General features: G+C 54.4%; 16 protein-coding genes. 4 read left to right on the top strand and 12 right to left on the bottom strand.

The annotated features are described in order from the left end of the window. Window positions 1-8 precede the first annotated feature (8 nt). The gene (gene truA / locus C4520_06105; protein RJP23525.1) at window positions 9-767 is read right to left on the bottom strand and encodes a tRNA pseudouridine(38-40) synthase TruA; all 759 of its coding nucleotides are present in this window, start codon (window positions 765-767) and stop codon (window positions 9-11) included. A gap of 162 nt (window positions 768-929) precedes the next feature. Then, window positions 930-3776 carry a PAS domain S-box protein gene (locus tag C4520_06110; GenBank protein RJP23526.1) on the bottom strand — a complete coding sequence of 949 codons (2847 nt, stop codon included), beginning with the start codon at window positions 3774-3776 and terminating at the stop codon, window positions 930-932. Between the two features lie 516 nt (window positions 3777-4292). Between C4520_06110 and C4520_06115 the strand changes: the two genes are divergently transcribed. The 3 genes from C4520_06115 to C4520_06125 all read left to right on the top strand — a co-directional run bounded on the left by C4520_06115 (window position 4293) and on the right by C4520_06125 (window position 7775). Further along, window positions 4293-5255, top strand: a complete 963-nt coding sequence (locus C4520_06115) for an aldo/keto reductase (protein RJP23527.1) — start codon at window positions 4293-4295, stop codon at window positions 5253-5255. 36 nt (window positions 5256-5291) lie between these two features. After that, window positions 5292-6290 carry a hypothetical protein gene (locus C4520_06120; GenBank protein ID RJP23528.1) on the top strand — a complete coding sequence of 333 codons (999 nt, stop codon included), beginning with the start codon at window positions 5292-5294 and terminating at the stop codon, window positions 6288-6290. Window positions 6291-6371: 81 nt separating this feature from the next. After that, entirely contained in the window at window positions 6372-7775 is a 1404-nt protein-coding gene (locus C4520_06125) for an MFS transporter (protein ID RJP23529.1), read from the top strand. A gap of 172 nt (window positions 7776-7947) precedes the next feature. Here C4520_06125 and rpoD read toward each other — a convergent pair whose 3' ends face one another. From rpoD to hrcA, 10 genes are all read right to left on the bottom strand, one after another. Then, a complete protein-coding gene (rpoD, locus tag C4520_06130; protein RJP23568.1) occupies window positions 7948-9690 on the bottom strand; it encodes an RNA polymerase sigma factor RpoD in 1743 nt (580 codons plus the stop codon). A gap of 116 nt (window positions 9691-9806) precedes the next feature. Next, on the bottom strand, window positions 9807-11798 hold the full coding sequence (locus tag C4520_06135; protein RJP23530.1) for a DNA primase: 1992 nt from the start codon (window positions 11796-11798) through the stop codon (window positions 9807-9809). 43 nt (window positions 11799-11841) lie between these two features. Further along, window positions 11842-12771, bottom strand: a complete 930-nt coding sequence (locus tag C4520_06140; protein ID RJP23569.1) for an NGG1p interacting factor NIF3 — start codon at window positions 12769-12771, stop codon at window positions 11842-11844. A 124-nt stretch (window positions 12772-12895) separates the two neighbouring features. Then, a complete protein-coding gene (locus C4520_06145) occupies window positions 12896-13240 on the bottom strand; it encodes a histidine triad nucleotide-binding protein (protein ID RJP23531.1) in 345 nt (114 codons plus the stop codon). 13 nt (window positions 13241-13253) lie between these two features. Further along, window positions 13254-14549, bottom strand: coding sequence for a tRNA (N(6)-L-threonylcarbamoyladenosine(37)-C(2))-methylthiotransferase MtaB (gene mtaB, locus C4520_06150; GenBank protein ID RJP23532.1), 1296 nt, complete (start codon window positions 14547-14549; stop codon window positions 13254-13256). Further along, window positions 14550-15293: a 16S rRNA (uracil(1498)-N(3))-methyltransferase gene (locus tag C4520_06155; protein RJP23533.1), complete on the bottom strand. Its 744-nt coding sequence runs from the start codon at window positions 15291-15293 to the stop codon at window positions 14550-14552. A gap of 26 nt (window positions 15294-15319) precedes the next feature. Next, the gene (gene dnaJ / locus C4520_06160) at window positions 15320-16423 is read right to left on the bottom strand and encodes a molecular chaperone DnaJ (protein ID RJP23534.1); all 1104 of its coding nucleotides are present in this window, start codon (window positions 16421-16423) and stop codon (window positions 15320-15322) included. A gap of 63 nt (window positions 16424-16486) precedes the next feature. Continuing rightward, on the bottom strand, window positions 16487-18391 hold the full coding sequence (gene dnaK, locus C4520_06165) for a molecular chaperone DnaK (protein RJP23535.1): 1905 nt from the start codon (window positions 18389-18391) through the stop codon (window positions 16487-16489). Between the two features lie 116 nt (window positions 18392-18507). Continuing rightward, window positions 18508-19125, bottom strand: a complete 618-nt coding sequence (grpE, locus tag C4520_06170) for a nucleotide exchange factor GrpE (GenBank protein ID RJP23536.1) — start codon at window positions 19123-19125, stop codon at window positions 18508-18510. Window positions 19126-19131: 6 nt separating this feature from the next. Beyond that, window positions 19132-20193 (bottom strand): heat-inducible transcription repressor HrcA, encoded by a 1062-nt coding sequence (hrcA, locus tag C4520_06175; GenBank protein RJP23537.1) that lies wholly within the window; start codon window positions 20191-20193, stop codon window positions 19132-19134. Between the two features lie 244 nt (window positions 20194-20437). On the opposite strand from hrcA, the gene C4520_06180 reads away from it, so the two are divergent. Next, window positions 20438-21286: a hypothetical protein gene (locus C4520_06180; protein ID RJP23538.1), complete on the top strand. Its 849-nt coding sequence runs from the start codon at window positions 20438-20440 to the stop codon at window positions 21284-21286. The last annotated feature ends 25 nt before the right edge of the window (window positions 21287-21311 follow it).

Below are 21311 nucleotides of genomic sequence, written 5' to 3' on the forward strand. Positions count from 1 at the left end.
GTTACCAACTAATACTTGACCGAGACCAAACATAATCCTTGGGCGGGAGCGGTTGGACCGGCTAAGCCGCGGTCCCTCGCCTCCAGTATTGCCGCCATACTCTGCGCCGGCAGTTTGCCGCGGCCGGCTTCGACCAGCGTCCCAATAATATTGCGCGCCATCTTATAAAGAAAACCGTTCGCCGTGATATCGAAATGAAAAAGACCTTCATTCCCAACGCACGAATTCAAAATCCCGCCTTCACCAAACGAAATCCCGTGTATCGTCCGCACATGTCCTTTTTCTCCGCCGCCGGCCGCAACAAAAGAGGAAAAATCATGTTCACCCACCAAATAGTTCGCGGCCGCTTGCATCGCCTCTAAATCGAGTGGCTCATGAATGTGCCATGCATACCGCCTCTGGAACGGACTGAGATAAGCCCCCAAAGCAAAAGCATAACGATAAGTTTTCTCCCGCGCGTATCGCGGAGCGAATCCGGCTTCGACTTCTCTTGCATCCGTCAGTCGGATATCAGGCGGCAGAATCCCATTCAGTGACCGCCGAAGCTTCTCCATCGGAATCTCTGATTCCGTTGTAAAAGCGGCTACCTGCCCGAGCGCATGCACGCCGGAATCGGTCCGGCTCGCACCTGATACCCGGATTCGTTCCCTGAGTATCATCGAGAGCGCTCTCTCGACAAGCTCCTGAACTGTGACGGCATTCTCCTGTATCTGCCAGCCCGCGTATTCCGAACCGTCGTACTGGAGGTCGAGCCTGATCGTATGCATGTATTCGCGGCGAAACGGCGGCTTCTAACTGGTACTGCGGGAAACATTTCATCTGTATCTCGTTTCACTATACAGCGCCGAAAGCAGAAAAATCAAGATAAGCGGACGCACCTGAGAATCAGTAAATGGCCGGGAGAGACCTGGGATGAGCGCCAGCTGGATTTAATCAGTCGCCGCTTGCGCAGGCAGGAAAATGTCTACTATGGTACCTTTATTCTTTTCGCTCGTGAATTGCAGCCTCCCGTTATGCGCTTCAATAATTTTTCTGCAAATGGTAATCCCGAGACCGGTCCCGTGAGTTTTCGTCGTGAAGAAAGGCTCATCAATCCGTTCCAAAGTCTCACTGTCAATTCCGCAACCCGTATCCGCAATAGACAGATTCAGGTACGGCAAGCCCTCGACCGAGCAGAAGCGTGAGGAGATGATCAGGTCGCCGCCGCCAGGCATGGCTTCCACCGCATTATTTATGAGATTTACCAGCACTCGCGAGATCTTCTCCAAATCAAGCTGTATCTTCTTTTCCGATTCCTCGAGCCGCTTGGCTACATTTACGTGCGCAAGGCGCTCATGGAGCAGGCTCAGGGTGTGCTCGACTGTTTCCTCCACCGACCACCCAGAATACATCAGGTTCACCGGCTTCGAATAATCCAGCAGTTCCCGCACGATCGCATCCAGGATCCGGACCCCCTTGGAGATCTCCTCCAGAATCTCTGCTTTTTCGTGGTCGTTCTTCAGCTCCTTTCGAAGCGCGTCGGTTCCCATGTAGATATTCTGGAGCGGATTCCGTATCTCGTGCGCCACGACCGAAACCATCTGACCGAGCGACGCCAGCGTTTTTGCCTGCTGGAGTTCCGCCACCTTCTTTTTTACGGTCGCCTCAAGTCCCGCCGATAACCAGCGGTAACGGGCCTCCGACCGCTGCACTGCGAGTAGATATTTGCTGTTGCGCAATGCGACCGCCGCATGACCCGCAAACGCACCGGCAAGCTGCACGTCTTCCTCTGAAAATCCATTGTGCTTGTTATATAAAGTCAACAGGCCGACCGCACACTCGTCAAGCAGGATCGGAACGATCAGAACCTCTTGCGCCTTTAACGAGAGAGGCGATAATTCAATGTCGGCGCCCGCATTATTCTTGCATATCGGTTTTGCCGTAGTGTATGCCGTCATGCGTGTCCCGCCCGGATCAAGCCGGCTCTTCTTTTTTCCGCCGCCGCTGCTGTGCGCGCCGTCGCCATCGACTATTATCAGCTCCTCGCAATCAGCGTTCTCCTCGTCTCTTAAAGTTATGCTCCCCGCCGAAGCACCGATCACTCTTCTGCATGAAGCAATGATTGCCGCCGCCGTTTTCGAAAAATCCTGATACTCCTGTACCGCCTTCGAGCTCTCCAATAGCGCCGACGCCTCCGCAACCTTCCGCCGCGATAAGTCGAGAGCCTGCCTCACCGTCTCGTTCATCTGTATGCGCACAATCGCCGTCCCGATATGGATGACAGCTTGTGTCAATACCCTCAGCGTCTTTTCCTGAACGGTCTTCTGATCTCGAGCGGCCACTTGAATAAGCCCAACGAGGCGGCGCTCAATCCGAACAGGCACGGACGCAATCATCTGAAAACCGAGACTCTGACATTGCGGAATCACGTCGCCTCCGCTCTTCGTCGATACATGGGGCGACGTCTGATTGCCGCCAAGATTAAAGATGCCCGTTGAACCTTCCGCCGCTATCCGGCAAAGACACCATTCATCCGCGGTTGAAAGCGGACACACGTTCTCGAAGAACCCCTTGTTGAATCCAATCTGCACTTGCTTGGAAATCGTTTTGCCGGGTTCAAAAACCCGGATGCCGACCGCGTCGCAGCCCGTGAACGCATGGATTATCCGCACAAAGTCCTTCAGCAGAGGCTCCATTTGGGTATGTTCATTGGCCACCTGAAGAAAAAGATTCGTCAGGTGCAGGATTTCCTCCGCCTGCTTCCGGTCTGTTATATCCAGAGCCGTAGAGTGAAAACCGATCGGCTCACCCCGGTTCTTCAACAAAGTGACGCTGCTTTCAAGCGTTCTTCGTTCCCCGGCCTTTGTAATGACATCGTACTCGAAACTGCTGACTCCTTCGCCCGTCCGAAAAACCCTGTTGTACTCGCCAAATACTCTTTCCACGGCATCGGGGGCGACGTGCTCCCGATAGCTTTTTCCCACGACTTCTTCGGGTGACTGTAACCCGAGAACGTTCAGCGCAGCGGTGTTTATCGAAGTGTAATTCCCCCGCAAATCCATCGAAAAAATTCCCATGAGCGAATTTCCGAAGTGGGCTCGATACTTCTCCTCGTTCTGAAGAAGCGCTTCCTCGGCTTCCCTCTGCTTCGTTATGTCCTGTATCATCCAGTGGATTCGGCGGTTCCCATCTTCATCCAGCGAGGAGGCGGCATGTAATGCGGCGGGAAGCAAAACTTCTCTCTTCGGCTGCAGGCGCACCTCCCAGCCCGACACCCCCTGATCCTGTCTCAAATGCTGAAGCGCCGTGTAGAAATCGAGCCTATTCTCCTTCGAAAGAGAACTGAGCAGTGGTCTTCCGATCAGCTGTTGCTCCGAAATGTCCAGAAGCGAGAGCGCAGCCTTGTTGCACTCGAGCACCATACCGGAATTGTCTGTGATAAGATACCCGCTGGGAGCGAAATCAAAAAAATCCTTGTAGCGCCTGCGCTCGCCCTCGATTGTGCTGAGCACGCCCTGGAGTATCTCGTTCTGCTCCTTCAACTCCTCTCCGGCAAGCGCCAATCCCTCCTGCGCCGATAGCAGGGCTTGATGCTCTGAAGGAAAATTGGCCACAGGGTTCGCAAGGCGCGCCTCGAATTCCTGCATCCGCTTTTTCAACTCATTGAATTCGTCCGTCATTTTCTTCAGGTGACGTCGATACCGGTCTATCGCCAGGTCGGACTTCCTCTTTTGTGCGAATAGAAAGTCCTTGTCTTTGGCAGGTTTCGTATGAGATATGTCGGTCTCTTTTCGCATTGTTCGCCTCTGCTCTCGCCTGTATAAAAGAGGGACCCGACTTGAATCATGAGAGGCAACAGCGGGAATTCTCTGACGTGAAACTTTAAAAAGAATAGACTGCAGTTACGGGTTTTCTTGATCTACCGCAAAGGGTGTGGGTCTTAGCGAAAAACTCCCGTCTCTCTCATCAGATGCTTCAGCCTTGGGGAGATTGTACAAGAGGAAAATATTATTGTCAAGCAAAAAAATAATCCTCACCATGCCCCCTTTTTCGGCGCGATAAAATAGCACTTTGCTTTTTATTTTCCGCGTTTTCCGCTGTCTAATGACGCTTTTTTTGCGATAGGTTTTGCCAGCATTGCCGGGGGACTATTTTCTTTGCTTTTTCCGTTCCTGATAGCTTTGCCCGCACCATTTCCTCCTCGCTTTCGATGCGGTTTGGTCCGGGAACCCCCTGAAGTGTTGACAATCCAGCGAACTCTCGGATAGTCTAGGTGAACTCGCAGGAGCCTTTGCCGCTTGTCATCAATACACATGAGGAATGAAATGAAACGAGTACTGCTTGGAAACAGCGGAATCGAGGTAACGGAGCTCTGCTTCGGAACGTTGACCATGAGCTGCCTTCAAACAGATATGCCTTCCGCCGAGGGCGGCAGAATTATCGCTCATGCACTGGAACTCGGCGTTGATTTCATCGATACCGCGCAGGCATATCGCACCTACGAACATGTCGCCGCGGCCATCAAGCGGAGAAAGAACAAACCAGTCATCGCAACAAAATCACATGCCCGCACATACGAGGAAATGAATAAGGCTGTCGAGCAGGCCCTTGAAATCATGGGACTCGACCGCCTGGACATTTTTCTGTTCCACCTGACTCGCTCCGAGGAGGACTATCTCGACCGCCGCGGCGCCATCGACTGCTTGCTCGAATACAAACAAAAAGGACTGATCCGCGCGCTCGGACTTTCCACACACACGCTCGAGGGGCTGAAACCAGCCTTCAATCACACCGAGATCGAGATCGTCCTCGCATGCATCAACAGCAAGGGCCTCGGGATTAATGACGCCTCTCTCGATCAGTTCCTGCCCGCCCTCCGCAAATTGCATGCGCAGGGCAAGGGGGTCTATGCAATGAAGCCGCTCGGAGGCGGCCATCTCTTCCATGACGTCGCCCCCTCGCTCAACTTCGTGCGGCGGCTCGACACGGTTGACGTTCTCGCTGTCGGCATGAAAAGTGTCGCGGAAGTAGAAATGAACGTGTGCATCTTTAACGACCAACCCGTGCCCGCGCAGGTCCAGGAGCGAGCAAAACAGGTGTCGAAGCAATTGAAAATTTACACCCACATCTGCCAGGGGTGCGGCAGTTGCGTCGCGCACTGCGATCAGGGTGCGCTTTCTCTTCAGGACGAGAAAGTCGTTGTTGACCAGAGTAAGTGCATTCTCTGCGGGTACTGCGCCGAGGAGTGCCCGGTTTTTTGTATTCGAGTTATCTGATCGGGTCCGCGGGAGAATTCACGCAAGGAGTTTTTCATGAAAATCGCCGCTTACATCGATAAAGGCATCATGGAGATCAAGGAGATTCCTGTCCCAAAACCGAACGACGACGAGCTTCTCGTGAAAGTTTCTTATTGCGGCATCTGCGGCTCGGACATTCATCAGGTGCAGTATGGCATGGAAGAGCCCGGCGACCTCATGATGGGACACGAAATCACCGGAATCATTGCAGAAGTCGGCAGGAACGTCCAGGGATGGAACGAGGGCGACCGCGCAATAGTCTCGCGCGTCTGGCGATGCGGCGCCTGCTGGTATTGTCATAATCATCTCCCCCAGCTCTGTCCAAACAAGCACGCTACCAGCAACGGCGGCTACGCAGAATATCTCACGTGTACTCCCGAGCACCTGTTCCCGATTCCGAACGAGGTCTCCCTCGAAGCGGCCTCCCTGTGGAATCCGATGACCAACTCGATCCACGGCGTGCAGCTTTCACGCCTGAAAATGGCTGACTTCGCGATTGTGCTGGGCGCCGGCCCCATCGGCCTTTTCACCATTGCGGCCGCCAGACGCGCAGGAGCGTTTCCCGTCATTGCCGCCGAAATCCAGCCGAAACGAGCCGAGGCCGCTCGAAAACTGGGCGCGCATGCGGTCCTGAACCCGCTCGAGGACAACCTCCTTCAAGCATGCCAGCACGTGCAGGAATACGGGGCCGACCTCGTTTACGATTGCGCCGGCGGCGCCGAAACACTACAGGAAGCGATTCAACTTGTCCGCTGCGGAGGCCAGGTCATCCTGCTCGGTATCCACATGGAATTCTTCTCCTTTAGCTCGATTCTGTGGGTGATGAAAGAGGTCGACGTGCAGGCCGCTTTCGGCACGACCAACCAAATCCCGATCGTTATCGAGATGTTGCGGGACGGCGCTGTTAATGCAAACGATGTTGTAAGTAATATCATCTCTCTCGACGACTTGCCCGTAATGATGAAAAAGCTGTTCGGACAAAACGATGAGATTAAAGTCCTCGTGCAACCATGATTTTTTGCAGTAACCAGCATCCGAAACAAACCACCGGAAAAGTTTTCTCTCCTCCTACAACGGCCTCTTATTTTCAGAATAATGGCGGAAATACAGTCCGGTAAAATTCATGTCGCCGCACCTTCATTGGAAGCACGCGAGAAACTACGCCTCAGCACTCATGTCTGCTACGGCGTTTCCCAGTTCGGCCTCAACTGTATCGGCACCGCCTTCGGAATCAATGCCCTTTTCTTTTACACCACTGTCCTCAGGTTCGATAGCGTCCTCTTCGGAATTATCATGCTCATCGGACAGGCCTGGGACGCAATCAGCGACCCCCTCATGGGACACCTCTCCGATAATACGAACTGGAAACGCGGCAGGCGGCGCCCCTTTATCATTCTCGGCGCCGTCCCGTTCAGCGTCGCCTTCTTTCTCGTATTCTCACCGCCTGCCTTGAGCAGTCAAAACGTGATCTTCATCTACCTGCTCGCGGCCGTGCTCCTGATGTTCACCGCCAGAACCGTATTCGAAACCCCCTATAATGCGCTTGCACCGGAACTGACGCCGGATTATGACGAACGCACGAAACTCTCGGGGTTCAGACAATTCTTCGGTACCATCGGCGACGCGCAGGGGGCAATCCTTCCTCTCCTGCTTGTAAGCCTCTTCCACGAACACCGAAAGCCGGCTCACTTTGTCTACGGGCTTTTCGCCGCCCTGATCACGATCATTCTCGCAGAAATTACCCGCCGGGGAACGTTTGAAAAGCCGAGCCGCATCCACCGCTCGCAGGTAAGCGTGGTCGATTCATTTATCGCCATGTCTCGAAACCGGCCATACCTCATCTTCATCTTCTCGAGTACCGTCGCCCAGATGAGCAACAACATCGTGACGTACCTCGTGCTCTTCGTAACCAAATACTGGTTCCTCAACGAGGCGCTCGCCACACGATTCTTCGCCTTCTTTTTCATCGGCTGTGTTCTGGCGGTCCCGCTATGGGTCAAGCTGTCGAATCTGCTCGGCAAGAAATGGACCTACATCCTCGATCTCACCGGCTACGGCGTCCTTCTCTCAGGCATCCTCTTCCTGTCGAAGGACGCTCATCTCGCCGCCACAGTGGTGATGTTCTTCGCCGGTATGTTCAACGTCGGCCTCTGGATTCTTTCGGGCACCATTGCGCCCGATATCATCGAGTGGGATGAATACCACACCGGCAAACGGCGGGAAGGCGTCTACGCCGGCGTGTGGACCTTTATGTACAAGGCGGGAATCGGACTTGCCCTCATGATCGTCGGATTCGCCTTGAAACTCATCGATTTCAACGCCGACCTGCCGGCTCAGTCCGCCTCCACACTCTTTAAATTGAGAATCCTCTTCGGGCCGATCCCCGCACTCTTCCTCATCGCCGGCGCTCTCGTCTTCCTCCTGTACCCCATTACCAAGTCAAAGCATCAGGAAATTCGCCGGCTGATCCTGCAACGCCGGCAGAACGAGCAACCGTGAGCCTGCTTCTCCGTGTTTCCATAATTGATTCGGTTCTTCAATCAAAAATCCAATCCCGCCTGGGCGGGACTAAAATCCAAAATCGGCTGCGGCTCCGCCGCCTCGTTTCTTCTCCCCATAAAAAAAGCCGGACCACGCACCATGCGTGGCCCGGCGCCTGTTGCCTCTCCTCTTACTGCTCCTGAACGGTCCAGTCAAGGAAGCTCTTCAGCTTCCGGCTGCGGGTGGGATGCCGCAGCTTGCGGATGGCCTTGGCCTCGATCTGGCGGACACGTTCACGCGTCACGTTGAAAACGCTGCCGACTTCCTCCAGCGTTCTCGGGTAGCCGTCGCCGAGTCCGAAGCGCAACCGAAGCACCTTCTCCTCGCGCTCGGTCAGCGTCTTGAGGACTTCCTCGAGTTTCTCCTGGAAAACGGTGAAGGCGGCCGTGTTGATCGGCGACTCGATTGATCTGTCCTCGATGAAATCGCCGAATGTGCTGTCGCCTTCTTCGCCGATCGGCGTCTCAAGTGATATCGCCTCCTGGGCGATCTTCAGTATCCCGCGAACCTTCTCGACGTCCATGTGCATCGCTTCGGAGATTTCCTCGGGAGTCGGTTCCCTCCCGTACTCCTGCACCAATCTCCTCGAGGTGCGAATCACCTTGTTGATCGTCTCGATCATGTGCACCGGAATGCGAATCGTGCGCGCCTGGTCCGCAATAGCGCGCGTTATCGCTTGCCGAATCCACCATGTTGCATACGTCGAAAACTTGTAACCGCGGCGGTATTCAAACTTGTCAACGGCCTTCATCAGACCGATGTTGCCTTCCTGGATCAGGTCGAGAAACGACATCCCGCGATTGGTATACTTCTTGGCAATGCTGACCACCAATCGCAGGTTGGCCTCCACCAGGTCCATCTTCGCGCGATAAATGCCGGCTTCGTTATTCTCGATCCGCGAGATGAGCCCGAAGATACCCTGCTTGCTCAAACGCGTATCGTGATAAATCGTGTTCAATCTCCGCTGCGCGTTCTGCAGTTTCCGCTCCAACTCCACAAATCGGGCCAGCGGCACCGGAATCCGTTTCGCCAACCGCTTCGAATCGATCTGGCGCGATCGCAGTTTCCTGCCAAGCGCCTCGATCCTGGAGGCATCCATCTTCAATTCGTCTTCGATCGACTTGATTTCGTTCTCGGCCGATTTTATCTTATGGCGCAGATTCTTGATCCTCGTCGCGATCCTGCTCGCTTCTTTAACCTTTATATCGATCTCGCGCAGCGTCGCAATCTGCTTCGTCCGGATGGAATTGATCTCGCTTCGGATTTTCTTCTTCGTGCTGTCGGCAATGCGAGGGCGCTGCAGAGCGCGCTCGAGCCGTCCTATCTGAGCTTCGCTCTTGTTCAGAAAATCGATTATCTTGGGGACCCGCTCTTCGAGTTGCTTCAGTTTTCGCTCATCGTCCTCGCGGCTGATGCTCTCGATCGAAGCTTTTCCCCTGACTATCTTCTGCAGGATCGGAAGGATTTCTCTGACCGCGAACGGAGTGCGAATAACCGTCTCACGCAACGCATTTTCCGCTTGCTCTATATTCTGAGCTATCCGGATTTCCTCTTCCTTGCTCAGCAGCGGAACGCGCCCCATCTCCCGCAGGTACATGCGCACCGGGTCATCCGCCCGGTCGACGCGCGAGGGAGCAAACTCCTTCTCTTCTTCTTCCTCCTCAAGCGCTTCCTCCCCCTCTTCAATTCTCAATGTGTCTACGACATCGATGTCATGATCACCGAGAGTGAGGAGAATATCATCGATCTCGCCTGCGGAAACAACATCGTCAGGAAGCATGTCGTTGATCTCTTCGAAAGTCAGTTGTCCCTGCTTCCTTCCTTTTTCGATCAAGTCCTGAACGACGTCATGTTCGTTCAGCTTTTTTTCCAGCTCTTTTTCCACATTATCACCCTTTGCGCAGCTAAATTTTCGCGGTGGTTTTCGGGACCCAGAGGTGTGTTGCCGTTTCCATCAAAAAATTTTGGGTTTACCTCCTTTTTCGAGTCCTAAAACGGTACCTCCCAATTTGGTCTCCCTTCTTGTCCCCCTTGCTTCTGTACCTCTAAAAGTTGCTTCCATGCCCGCATCGCGGCATAATCTCCCGTCTTTTCAGCCCGAGCCAATTCTCTCGGACCTATTTCGAACACGAGCGAAGCGAGTTCCTCCTGCTTCCGCCCCTCAACGAAAACCGAGATGCCGGCAAGTTCTTTTCTTGCTTGCTCCAACTCTCTCCGCGCCGCCACCTTCTGCGCTACCAACCGCCGAAATCGCTCCGTATCGCCGGCGCGCTCAGCCTCCGCTATCTCAGCCGTAAGCGTGCTCAGCATTCTCTCGCTCTGCCGGTTCTTGAATATCGCCAGCCACCACTCAACCGGATATATCAGCTCCGGACCTGCCTTTTCAAAACTCAATCGGGACAATAACTTCTGCGCTTCTTCATTCTGGACCGCGTCGAGCAGCTTGCTCTCGAGAAGAGCGACCTCTTTTACCTCCAAACCGACTGTCAACAATTCCCTGAGCGCCTCGTTCTCGATCATCGATAAATCCAGATTATCCTTTAATATCTCCCGGCATTCCGGCCGCTCGGTCAGCGCCTTAATCAGCCACAAGCATTGCTGCTCTTCGTGCCGCAACCGCTTCTCGTACTGTCTGGCCTCTATTTCTATTCTGTCTGTAAAATTGCTTTTTTGCGAGGCTTTGAGCAGCGTGTCCGGCTGAAGACCAAGTTTTCCCGCAAGTAACCTCAGGTACTCCTCTTTCTTGATCGGATCCGGCATCCTGCCAACCAGCGAAGCGAGAACGTTTGCGGTCCTTACCTTCGTCTCCAGATTCCAGCCGCTGTGGCCGTGAGCACTGTCAATATGATGATCAATGAAATTCTTCGCATCCTTTGAATGGTGCACGAAGGCCTCAGACCCGTGCTCCAGCAGAAACTCGTCCGGATCTTTTGCCGAAGGAAGCGTTAAAACGCGCACGTCGAGGTCCTCGCCCAAAAGCACCTCGATTCCGCGCCCCGTCGCCGCCTCTCCCGCCACGTCCGAATCGAAGACGAGCACCACCTCCGATGCATACCTGCGAAGAAGCCGCGCCTGCGCCTGCGTAAACGCGGTCCCCAATGACGCCACTACATTCTCGAATCCATTGACAGCCAATCTGATTGCATCTACGTAACCTTCGACGACGAAAACCGAATTCTTATTCGAGATCGGCCGCTTCGCCTGGTGCAGATTGTACAGGGTCTCGCCCTTCCTGTATATCGGCGTCTCCGGCGAATTTATGTACTTCGGCTGGTTCTCCTCGAGCGAGCGTCCTCCAAAAGCTATCGCTTTCCCCATGATATCGAGAATCGGGAACATCACCCGGTTCCGAAATGCGTCATACACCCGGCCCTCGACGCTCTTCTTTGACAATCCTCCCTGGATCAATACGTCATGGGAAAACCCTTTTTTTGACGCTTCGGTGGTAAAAGCGTCCCACCCGGCCGGCGCAAAACCCAGAGAAAATCGCTGGGCAGGCTCGCCAAGCAGGCGCCGACGCTCGAGGTAAACACGCGCATGCTCGGCATCGGGCGATCTGTGCAGCTGCCGGCTGTAATACCCGCGCGCGAATTCGTACAGGTCGAACAACTGCTCCCGAAGACGTTGTTGCTCCGGAACAAAATGCGATTCCTTTATCTCGATTCCCACGCGCCCGGCAAGATGTTTGACGGCCTCCGCGAAGCTGAAACCCTCCTGCCGCATGAGAAAACCGAATACGTTGCCGCCGGCCCCGCACCCGAAGCAATAAAACATCTGCTTCTGCGCGCTTACGGTGAAGGATGGCGTCTTTTCCGTGTGAAACGGGCAACATGCCTTGTAATTGGCCCCCGCTTTCTTCAGCGCCATGTACTCGGAGATAACCTGCACGATATCTGTCTGAGATCGGACGTGCTCAACTGTCTCCGGGGGAATCCTGTAAGATGATGCCATTTTCTTAATCGAACCGTGCGCGCCAGCCACCCTGAAGGCTCAATCCTTCATCCCTGAGCCTCTGAATCCGGCCTTATCTTCCTTTTTTCACTCTCGAAACCCTGCTGAAACCCGAGCAGGTCAATATCTCCACTGGACCGTGCCGCCGGTTAAGCTCGTCAAGAAACAGGTTCATCCCAAGCGCGTCGCTCGACATATGACCGGCAATTATCACATTCACGTGATGCTTCTTCGCCTCTTTCAGATGATCCTCTCCTATATGCATCCCGACGACCGTGCCGACTCCGGCCTGAACAAGCTTCTCAAAGGCTTCTTTTGAGCCCCCCGTTCCGCCCGTCATATCCACAAACGTCTTGCCCGCCCTGTTCGTAGGCGAACCGGCAACTATCCTTGGACCCGCATTCTGCTTTGCGCTGTTCTGGTATTCCGGAATCTCAAGCAGAAGATCAATTATATCTGAAAGAAAAACCGGCTTGTGCCGGTCAAACTTTTTTTGTAGAAACTGGTTTACCCCATTGTCGGCCGGGGTGTGGACGCACACAAATGAAAGATCAAGCAGTCGCGCAGCGTCCACTGCACGGGTGTGATTTACTGGAAGAACTCTTCGCTCGACCTCCTTAATGCGCTCCTCTAGTATCCCCTCCGCAACATTTATCGGTACCCCAAACTTGTTCAGGATATCCGCCTGCATCTCCATGACCTCATAAAAATTGGCCATCGCCCTGCCTTCCGGGTGATGGGCCACTATGAGATCAATCGGCTTGCCGTTCGCTCGCATCCGATCTGCCAGCAGAACTTCCGATATCTCTATATCGATCCCGACAAAAAGAGACTTTATCCGCTGATTGGCGCTCCCATGAAGAATTCGAGTGTCCGCGTAGGGGTTTGAGAATTTCTCTCTATCGAAAAAATCTTTCTGCTTCTGAGTTAGTTTTTCGAAGTTTTTCCGCTGCTTCTGGAGGAGAGCATCGAGAGCCTTTCTTCCCCTGGGATCATTCCGTATCCCCCAGTCTATCGCAAGCTTATAGAATTCACCCAGAGTGAGAAAGCCTTTGTCTTGCACACGGAATTGTACCACATGATGGGTTTTTTGTCAAACAGACCGGCCGGTATGTTTTGCCGCTTTTTTAGGCAAATGTCGAGCTCAGGGCGCGACCCCCTAACACATGCGCATGAAGATGAAACACCGCTTGACCAGCGTCTCTGTTACAGTTTATTACTACCCGGTATCCTGAGGCTGCTACGTTCTCGGCTCGCGCCACAAGCCGGCACGCCTGTAGGAGAGCGCCGATCTCGGCCGGATCGGTCGCAGAAATGTCATTCAGCGTCGGTATATGCTTCCTCGGAATAACAACCACATGGACCGGCGCCTGCGGCTCGATATCTCGAAAGGCAAAATATGCAGCATCCTCATAAACTTTCTTGGATGGTATCTCGCCATCCGCTATCTTGCAGAAGATGCAGTCGGACATTCTCAGTCTCCTCTCATGGCTGCTGTACCGCCGTCCCCAAGGCCACGCCGCTCACTTCGTCAATTTCCTCGATCTGAACCGGCAAAATCTCGTTGATATAGTCGCCGCCTGCCTCCAACCTCACCCGCATATAGTTGGGGGTCAGGCCCCGGCAGAATCCGCCGCGCCGGTCATACGCCTCAATCAGCACCGGCAGCGTCTTCCCCATGAATCGGCGTTTATAGCGAGCGGCAGTATCATTTCCCACCCGGATCAGACGGCGGGCGCGCTCGCTCGTCACGTTCGAAGGGACCTGCGGCCGAAATGAGGCAGCGCTCGTGCCGGGCCGATTCGAATACCTGAACACGTGGATCTTCACAAATCCGACCCTTTCCACAGCTTCACACGTCTGCCGGAAATCCTCTTCGCTCTCGCCCGGAAAACCAACAATAATATCTGTTGTCAAGCCGATATCGGGAAGTTTCTCCTTGATCCGGCTGATTCTCTCCGCATAAAACCCGGCTGCGTACCTGCGATTCATCTTCTGTAGTATCCTGTCACTACCGCTTTGCAGGGGCAGGTGGAGGTGGCGGCACAGCTTTTTCGAGCCGGCCATAAACTCAATCAGCTCATCCGTAACTTCATTGATCTCAATCGAGCTCAGTCTGATACGGTCTATCCTGCATTTCACCTCGATCTGCGACAGGAGAGCAACCAATGGGATTGGCTCTCGCATCGCGCCTGCTTCACCGGCTTGCCGCCCATAAAACCCGAGGTGGATGCCGCTGAGAACGACCTCCCTGTATCCTTGCCCCGAAAGCTCGTTTATCGTCGCCAGAACCTCTTCCGGCTCTCGGCTCCATAATGTAGGGCGCACGAATGGGATGATACAGTACGAGCAAAAGCACGTGCAGCCGTCCTGTATCTTCAAAAATGCTCGCGTATGCTCCGCAAAAAAGGACTGGCGCACTTCCCGAAGGATTCCGCCATTGATCAAGTTGCGCCCGCGCAAAAATTCAGCCAGCGCGCCCGGACTATCGGGAGAAAATACAAAATCCGCGCTCGGCGGCGCATTTGAGGATCGGACCCGATTGACAAAACAGCCGGTCAGGCCAATGAGCGCGCCCGGATTCTCCCGCCGAATCTTGCGCAGAGCCTTTCGGAATTTTGCGTCCGCGCCGCCAGTAACCGTGCAGCTGTTGACGATGACCAGATCACACTGCTCCGTCTCGGATTCCGCCAATCCCCACGAAACCAGTGTCTCGCGAAGAACCTGTGAATCGCATTGATTCACTTTACAGCCGAATGTGAGGATGCGAAAGGAAGACACCTACAGTTCCCCTAATTCATAAAGCACAAGCGCCGCGGCAACAATGGCGGCGGTTTCGGTCCGCAGTATATTCTGGCCCAAAGAAAATTCCCGCGCCCCATTTCGCGCCAGCAGAGCCAACTCGTCTTCGGAGAATCCGCCCTCGGGTCCTATAAAGACGCTTATCGGGGCCGCCGCGGGCGCCGCCGACAAAACGTTTTGAAGACGCTTATCCTTCACGTTTTCGCTGGCCGCCAGGCAGATACTCCCCTCACTCAAGTCCGTTAGCGCTTCTTTGATATTCTTAGCCGCCCTTATCCAGGGAATACATCGGCGCCCGCACTGCTTTGCGGCGGCCTCTGCAATCGATTCCAGCCGCTGCAGACGCCTCTGCAGGCGCTCATACGCGTCCGTGTACGGAGAACGCGCCATCGAAACAAACGTGATTCCGCCCACTCCCAGTTCGGTCAGCTTTTGCACGATCAGGTCTGATTTCGGGAGGCGGGGGATACCTTGCACAACGCTTACGCGCGCTTGCTCGGGAATGCACGGGGGCATCTCATCCAGGGCGACCAGGACTGCCTTGGCGGAAACTTTTCTTATGGTGCCGGAATAGAGTTGCTGCGTCTCGTCAACCAGTTTGATCCGGCTTCCCTTTTTCAGACGAAGCACCTGGGAGATGTGCCGTGCATCCTGTCCCTCGATGGTCACCATGCGGCTCTTATCGATCCGGGACTGCTTGATGAAAAACTGATGGGTCGTCATCAGGCTGCACGCATCCCTGCGGGTTATCAGGTGCCGAAGACTTCCTTGAATTTGTCAAGGAATTTCTTAGTGAGAGGCTGAGTTTCTTCGCCGCTGATTTTGGCGAATTCCTCGAGGAGTTCTCGCTGGCGATCGTTCAGCTTTGTCGGAGTCTCGATAACCGCCCTGACAAAAAGGTCGCCCCGCCCATGACTGCGAAGGCCGGGCATCCCTTTGCCCTTTACTCGAAAAATGTGGTGGGATTGCGTGCCTTTCGGAATCTTCAGTGAAATCTTGCCGTCCAGAGTGGGTACCCGAATCTCGGCTCCGAGGGCGGCCTGAGGAAAGGAAACGGGAACTTCACAAATCAAATTATCGCCTTCACGCTTGAAAAAGTCATGTTCGCGCACATTTATCATGAGATAAAGGTCGCCATTGGGACCGCCTCTTGCGCCGGCCTCTCCTTCTCCGCGATACCGGATGCGGGAACCGTTATCGACTCCCGCCGGAACCGTTATCCGCAGCTTCCGCGTGGTCCGAATGCGGCCTTCTCCCTTGCACTTTCTACACGGATTCTCGAGGACCGCCCCCGCGCCCATACACCTGTGGCATGTGCGCGTTATGCTGAAAAATCCCTGCGTCTGCCTGACGCGGCCCGCGCCCCTGCACACCGGACAAACCGCTTGGCCGCTCCCAGGCTCGGCGCCCGTGCCCCCGCAGATGTCGCAATTGTCCAGGCGGGGAATCGATATCTCGCGCTCGAATCCTTCAAAGGCCTCTTCCAGCGTGAGGTCCAGGTTATATACAATGTCGTCTCCCTTTTGAACCCGACTGCGGCGGGTATCGGTACGAGCGCCGAAGAAGTCCTCGAAAATGTCGCCGAAGATATCGCCGAACGACCCAAAACCAAAATCGTTCATTCCTGCCCCAACGCCGGCATGTCCGAATTGGTCATAGTTCGCCCGTTTCTCCGGGTCAGTCAGAACGGCATACGCTTCCGCAATCTCCTTGAATTTCTCCTCGGACTCCTTATCTCCCTGCGTTCGGTCAGGATGATGCTTCATCGCCAGCCTGCGATATGCTTTGCGAATATCATCCTCGGTCGCTCCCCGCGGGATGCCGAGCACCTCGTAATAATCCCGTTTTCCCATAGCTCTTGAGCTTAAGCAAGAGGACCATCTTTGCAAGACGGCCCTCTCAGTGCAATGCTGTTCTTATTTGTTTTCTTCTTCCCCGGAAACCTCGTAATCAGCATCTGTCGCGTCTTCGGAAGGGCCTTCCTGATTCGCTTCTCCCGCCTGCGCTCCCGCCTGGGCCTGGCCCGCCTGCTGGTAAAGGCGCTCGGCAAATTGATGAGAGACCCGCGTCAGCTCTTCGATCGCCCTCTCGATCGCGGCGGTATCTTCTCCGGCCATCGCCTGCCGCACCTTCTCGATCGCTTCGTTCGTCTGCTTCCGCTCGTCATCCGTCACGCGGTCAGCCAGGTCCTTCATCGTCTTCTCGGTGGAATAAATGAGCGAGTCGGCATGGTTGCGCACCTCGGCAAGCTTCCGCTTCCGCTTGTCCTCTTCTTGATGGGCATCCGCCTCCTGTACCAATCGATCTATCTCCTGCTCCGAAAGTCCGCCGGACGCCTCAATGCGTATCTTCTGCTCTTTCCCGGTGCCCAGGTCCTTCGCCGAAACATGCACGATGCCGTTAGCGTCGATATCGAACGTTACCTCTATCTGCGGAACGCCGCGCGGGGCCGGCGGTATCCCGACCAGGTCGAACCGGCCCAATGTCCGGTTGTTCGCCGCCATCTCGCGCTCGCCCTGCAGTACATGAATGCTCACAGCGGTCTGCCCATCGGCCGCGGTGGAAAATATCTGGCTTTTCCTCGTGGGAATCGTGGTGTTCTTCTGAATCAGCTTCGTGCAGATGCCTCCGAGTGTCTCGATCCCCAGCGACAGCGGCGTTACGTCGAGCAGCAATACGTCCTTCACCTCGCCGGACAGCACCCCCGCCTGTATCGCAGCGCCGATCGCAACCACTTCGTCTGGGTTGACCCCTTTGTGCGGCTCTTTGCCGAACAGGTTTCTCACCAGGTTCTGAACGGCAGGCATGCGCGTCTGCCCGCCCACGAGGATCACCTCATCGATATCTTCAGCCTGCAGCTTCGCATCTTTGAGCGCTGTCAGGCACGGCCTCTTTGTGCGCTCGATCAGATCGTCTACAAGCTGTTCGAGTTTCGATCGTGTCAGCGTCGTACTCAGGTGCTTCGGACCCGCGGCATCGGCCGTTATGAAGGGAAGATTGATTTCCGTCGTTTGCGACGTGGATAATTCGCATTTTGCCTTTTCCGCCGCCTCTTTCAGGCGCTGCAGGGCCATCCGATCACTGCGCAGGTCGATGCCTTGTTCTCTCTTGAATTCATCCGCGAGCCAGTCGATAACGCGCTGATCAAAGTCGTCACCGCCGAGATGGGTATCGCCATTGGTGGATTTTACCTCAAAGACGCCCTCACCCAGTTCAAGAATGGAGATATCAAAAGTTCCCCCGCCAAGATCGTACACCGCGATCTTTTCATCCTTCTTCTTGTCAAGTCCATATGCAAGGGAGGCCGCTGTTGGCTCATTGATGATGCGCAAGACCTCGAGACCCGCGATTCTGCCCGCGTCCTTTGTCGCCTGACGCTGTGAATCATTGAAATAGGCCGGCACCGTTATGACCGCTTGCGAAATTTTCTCTCCCGTATAATCTTCAGCGGTTTCCCTCATCTTTTGAAGAATCACCGCCGATATCTCCGGCGGCGTAAAGGACCTGCCGCCCGCTTCCACCACCACATTGTCGCCTTCACCGCTGCGTACTTTATACGGGACCAGCTTTTCCTCAGCGAGGACCTCATTGTGCCTGCGTCCCATGAAACGCTTGATGGAGAAGATCGTGTTCTCCGGATTCGTGATCGCCTGCCGCTTCGCAACCGTACCCACCAGGCGCTCCCCGGTCTTCGCGAAAGCGACAACCGAAGGCGTTGTGCGTCCTCCCTCAGCATTCGGAATGACCGTCGGCTCGCCCCCTTCCATAATGGCGACACATGAATTCGTGGTACCCAGGTCAATGCCTATGACTTTTGCCATTGATTATAATGCCTCCACGTTCTCTGGTGTTTTTGTGCTGATTTGCTGTTTCGAAGTCCGCAAAACACACCCATCCCGCGCTTTGGCAGCGGGGAATGACTTCATAAGGGCAAGCCCTAAGAATCGCCCACCTGTTCATGCGTGCCCACTGTCACCTGTGCCGGCCGAAGTACCTTGTCGTGCAGATAATACCCTTTACGGATTTCATCCACCACGACTCCTTCGGGGGCATCGGGCGCGTGAACACGAATAAGAGCGTCATGTTTGTTGGGATCAAACGGCGCACCGACGCTCTCCACAGGCTTCACTCCCAACCTTCCCAAAGTCTCGCGCAATTGAGCCAGAACCAGTTCGATACCCTCGCGAAGCTGGAAATTCGAATCGCCATGCTTTCTTGCTGAATCGACGGCGCGTTCCAGGTTATCGACAACGGGAAGAATTTCGCGGAGAACATTCTCCGCCCCATATTTGATCAGGCTGGCCTGCTCCTTTTGAATCCGCTTGCGATAATTGTCGAAGTCCGCCTGCGTGCGCAATAGACGATCGTAATATTCTTCCTTTTCCTGAGCGATTTTCGCGACTTCCTCCGGAGTCATCCCCATCGTCTCGACCTTTGCCGGTTCAGAAGACTGCAACTCCTCGGGCGCACCTTCGGCCCCAACTGCCGGCTCTTCTTCTTGTTCTCTCTCGATATGGGCCCCCTGATCTTCGGGAAAGGTATCCTTATTTTTCATCTATTATCAGCCTCCACTCAAAACCGTCAAAATGTGGCCGAGCTTGTCGGCGACAACGGCCACGAGCGAGGACGCCCGCGCATAATGCATTCGGGTCGGCCCGATCACTCCAATTGCGCCCATCGTTCGTCCCCCAATGTGATAGGGCGACGCAATAACGCTGCAACTCGTGATACCGTCGACCGGATTCTCTCTCCCGATGCGGATATACACTCCAGGTGTCATCTCCCCGCACAAAAACGTCTCGAAAAGCTCGTTCAATTGCTTCTTTTCGTCCAGCACCTTTAATAATGGCCTCAGGCGCTCGACATCCTGAAATTCCGGCTGCGAAAAAATGTTCTCCATTCCGACCAGAAATACCTCCCTCGGTGTCTCGTCGAAAAAAAGGCCCGCCATCACTTCAATCGCCAGTTGGCTGAGCAGATAATCCTCGCTCGCGCTACTGAGCTTGTGGTACGACTCCAGATGCGAGCGCGCGCCTGCAAACGATAAAGAACAAAACTCACGGTTGAGATAAGCCGAAAGCTTCTCGATTTCTTCGTCAGCCAATCTGGCGGGTCGCGAAAAAACCCTCTTTCGCACCTCGCCGAGATTGGTCACCAAAATCGTCAATATCTTTTCCGAGGTCAAAGAGACAATCTCTACATGCCTTATCGTCTCCGTCTCCACCTTCGGGGTCTGGACCACTGCCGTGTACTGCGTGAGGAACGAAAGAAGGCGGCACGCCAATCCCATTAGCTCCTCAAGCCCGACAACTCCGGGCCCTAAAGATTCCTCAATGCGCAAAAGCTCGTCAAGTGCCAACTCGTAAATGTCCATCAGGTCATCTACATAAACCCGATAACCCACATCCGTCGGAACTCGCCCCGCCGAGGTATGCGGCTGGCGGACGTAACCTTGCTCCTCAAGGTCCGCCATCACGTTCCGGATGGACGCCGGACTCAGCTTGAATCCCATCTTTTTCGCCACCGTGCGCGACCCGACAGCAGAAGCTGTCATAATATGCGTGGTTACAACAGCTTGTAAAACATCCTTCTGCCGATCGTTCAGGGACGCATCCTGCTTCATTTCTTTTACGCTCTCATGTTTGGCACTCGATTGTAAAGAGTGCTAATCCACAACGAAGTTTATCAAAATTCTCCCGCCGTTGTCAAGTTCGCCCTTTACCCTAATCAGCATACAATATTGTTATCCGCTCCGCATAAAAGGTTCCTTCTCGTTGATTACAGCATCGACATAATCTCGTTCTATCACTTTATCTCACAAAGATTTACAAATTGAACTGGCGCCAGCTTGAAAAAGGGCACAGATCTTGCTCATCCTTCCGGGACGGCTGGAATTGGAACTTGCGGCAAAGGAAGATAACATGCATATTATTTTAGTATTTCAAAAACTTGCGTATTTCTGCTCGACATTCTATGCGGGCAAACCCGCTGATGCGGCAAAGAAAAGAAGGCGAACCACGCGCGATTTTATCGAAAACACAGCGTCCGACCAAAGAAGACTCTGGATCATGTACATATGCGCCGGCCTCTTTATCGTGGGCACGGCCGCTTTTTCGATATCCTCCATCCTTGGCACCCGGGAAATGAAGGGATTGGATGCCGATCAACCATCCGTTTCTGCCCCGGCCGAACCGACTCCTGAAGAGACAAACCAGAAGAAAAGCGCCCTCTCTGTTCCGAAAACACATATTCAGAAAATGACCAGTGCGTGGACGGGGGCCGAAGCGGAAGCGGCAATAGAACCGGCGCCCTTCACGACCTCAACCACCAATATGAAGTCAAGGCTGATAACGCGGCCAGAGATAACACCGCTGACTGGCGAGATCGAAGCCTTGCTCATGATGTTTCAAGGCGCATGTGAAAACGAGGATAAAGAGGCGCTTGTGGCTCTGATCGACGACCAGGATCAGGATTTTCATTCCCGCTATATCCGGACCGCCGAAAGGTTGTTCCGTCGGTTTAATGGAATAGACGTCTCTTTCTCGGATATCGAGGTTACCCCATTGAACGAAGACGAGATCCTCGTCAATTTGCACGTCCGCGTTGAGGGCGAATTCTCCATCACCGGCAAGTGGATGGTTCTCAAAAATTCAGACCAGAGCTTTACCCTGCGAAAACCGAATGGGTCGAACTGGAGGCTGTGCTCTATAAATTAGTTCCTGCCACCGACCTGCACCAAGC

The sequence above is a fragment of the Candidatus Abyssobacteria bacterium SURF_5 genome, from assembly GCA_003598085.1.
In the GTDB taxonomy this organism is placed as follows: domain Bacteria; phylum Abyssobacteria; class SURF-5; order SURF-5; family SURF-5; genus SURF-5.

Bases quoted from the DNA above. Each gene is read 5' to 3' on its own strand.
- truA (RJP23525.1), bottom strand. From the start codon at position 767: ATGCATACGATCAGGCTCGACCTCCAGTACGACGGTTCGGAATACGCG.
- C4520_06110 (RJP23526.1), bottom strand. From the start codon at position 3,776: ATGCGAAAAGAGACCGACATATCTCATACGAAACCTGCCAAAGACAAG.
- C4520_06115 (RJP23527.1), top strand. From the start codon at position 4,293: ATGAGGAATGAAATGAAACGAGTACTGCTTGGAAACAGCGGAATCGAG.
- C4520_06120 (RJP23528.1), top strand. From the start codon at position 5,292: ATGAAAATCGCCGCTTACATCGATAAAGGCATCATGGAGATCAAGGAG.
- C4520_06125 (RJP23529.1), top strand. From the start codon at position 6,372: ATGGCGGAAATACAGTCCGGTAAAATTCATGTCGCCGCACCTTCATTG.
- C4520_06145 (RJP23531.1), bottom strand. From the start codon at position 13,240: ATGTCCGACTGCATCTTCTGCAAGATAGCGGATGGCGAGATACCATCC.
- C4520_06155 (RJP23533.1), bottom strand. From the start codon at position 15,293: ATGACGACCCATCAGTTTTTCATCAAGCAGTCCCGGATCGATAAGAGC.
- dnaJ (RJP23534.1), bottom strand. From the start codon at position 16,423: ATGGGAAAACGGGATTATTACGAGGTGCTCGGCATCCCGCGGGGAGCG.
- dnaK (RJP23535.1), bottom strand. From the start codon at position 18,391: ATGGCAAAAGTCATAGGCATTGACCTGGGTACCACGAATTCATGTGTC.
- grpE (RJP23536.1), bottom strand. From the start codon at position 19,125: ATGAAAAATAAGGATACCTTTCCCGAAGATCAGGGGGCCCATATCGAG.
- hrcA (RJP23537.1), bottom strand. From the start codon at position 20,193: ATGAAGCAGGATGCGTCCCTGAACGATCGGCAGAAGGATGTTTTACAA.